The 1,650-nt window shown below is 53.8% G+C and carries 2 protein-coding genes and 1 pseudogene; 2 read left to right on the top strand and 1 reads right to left on the bottom strand.

Annotated elements, in window-relative coordinates:
* Positions 1-124: pseudogene (locus tag GOX66_RS25995) on the bottom strand (IS110 family transposase); the annotation flags it as partial.
* A 219-nt stretch (positions 125-343) separates the two neighbouring features.
* Between GOX66_RS25995 and GOX66_RS25445 the strand changes: the two are divergent.
* Together GOX66_RS25445 and GOX66_RS25440 are read left to right on the top strand one after the other, a co-directional pair.
* The gene (locus GOX66_RS25445) at positions 344-883 is read left to right on the top strand and encodes a dihydrofolate reductase family protein (protein WP_170766701.1); all 540 of its coding nucleotides are present in this window, start codon (positions 344-346) and stop codon (positions 881-883) included.
* Entirely contained in the window at positions 880-1,452 is a 573-nt protein-coding gene (locus GOX66_RS25440) for a TetR/AcrR family transcriptional regulator (protein WP_336509534.1), read from the top strand. The genes GOX66_RS25445 and GOX66_RS25440 overlap by 4 nt, the downstream gene beginning before the upstream one ends.
* Positions 1,453-1,650 lie beyond the last annotated feature (198 nt).

Here is a 1,650-nt window from a genome sequence, read left to right as displayed (position 1 = left end):
CAAAGAAGCGGAGAAGTTTCGCTCGCTTGATGGCCCTGTTGAAGATAACCCGACCATTCTCCGAAATACCATGCACCTGAAAAACGTCCTTGGCCAAATCCAGGCCTACGGTCTTTACTGTCATTGGGTGGCTCCTTTCCTAGCAGTCGATGATAACTGCACTTTGGCACATTCGATGCCGGTGGAGCAGGAGCCACCCACCTCATCCACTCAGGGCTCGCTTTGAGCGAAGCAGTGCAGGCCTTCTGGGTCCGGATTCAGGGCCAGAAGTGACAACTATCTCTTGAGCGTTATCTTTGCTTTTATTATATGCCGTATAAATTTATTGCAGGAGACCCGGAAGATGCCCACTGGACATATCATGATGGCGATGAGCCTGGACGGTTTTGTAGCGCGGCCTGATCACCGGTTGGATTGGTTGGAAAAGCAACCGACCGCGGATGAAGATCACGGGTTTGTCGCCTTTCAGGACAGTGTCGATGTGATCGTCATGGGGTCCGGGTCGTATAGGACGGTGCGAGGCTTCGGAGCGTGGCCCTACGCCAAACCGGTGGTCGTTCTTAGTAGAACAATGACATCCGCCGAAATTCCTGACGATCTGCGCGACAAAGTCGAAGTCTCAGACTTGGCGCCCGAAGATTTGATGAAGAGCTTTGACGCGCGCGGTTTCAATCGCGTCTATGTGGATGGCGGCGCGATCATTCGCTCGTTCCTGAAGGCCGGGCTGGTGGAAGACATGCGGATCACCCTGGTTCCCATTCTCATCGGTAAGGGCATCCGGATATTTGGCGAGACCGAGGTCGATGTCGATCTGGAACTAGTGTCGGCCAATAGCTTTCTTTCTGGTCTGGTGGATCTGGATTACAGGTTGAAAGCCGCGTGACGAAAGCTTCTTCACCAGGGCGACCGCCGAAGGCCGATCAGCGCCTTTCAAAACAGCTGATCCTGAAGACTGCCTTGCCAATTGTCCAAGGCAGGGGCGTTGACGCGTTATCGTTTCGCGTGCTTGCTGATCAGCTTGGCGTGACCCCGATGGCGGTGACCTATCACGCTGGCAGCAAGAAACAGCTTCTGTCCGATTTGGTGGATCATGCATTTGCGGGTGTTCTGGACGGCGTTGACGGGGCCACTCCAGTCGAACGTGCCCGAAGCATCATGGCGATGTACTACAGTTACGCCTTGAGGAACGCCAACCTTCTACGCGCGATCCTTGAGGACGTGACGCTAATGAGCGCAGACCTGACAGATGTGGCGGCGGAGCTGAAGGCCAACACGGATCAGCTTGAAAACAGCGATGGTGGCGATGTTCTTGTTCACCTACTGATTGACTATGCACACGGGTTTGTACTCTCTGCCTCCAGCGGAGCGAACAATCCCCTGACAACAGAAGACTATCTGCGCGGTATCGACTGGATTCTCTGTCGAGCCGCTGGTGATCGCGAGACCCTGTAGTGGAAAAAATATGGGTGCAATGGGAGCACAAAGGAAATGCTTTGGCGACAGAAATATCAACACTGGGCTCTATCTTCGCAAGTGCAGTGAATGTCCGAAAAGCGGGTTGCGACTGCAGCATCGGAACCCTCTGTTCAATGTCATCTGTGGGTGGCTCCTGCATTGCAAGAACTTTTTGGTGATGTTTGCGGGTATTTT

It is taken from the genome of Ruegeria lacuscaerulensis, assembly GCF_013031245.1.
Taxonomy (GTDB): Bacteria; Pseudomonadota; Alphaproteobacteria; order Rhodobacterales; family Rhodobacteraceae; genus Ruegeria; species Ruegeria lacuscaerulensis_C.
This window is presented reverse-complemented; position numbering and strand designations above follow the sequence as displayed.

Excerpts from the sequence above, each read along its gene's own strand:
- GOX66_RS25445 (WP_170766701.1), top strand. The coding sequence starts at position 344 with ATGCCCACTGGACATATCATGATGGCGATGAGCCTGGACGGTTTTGTA.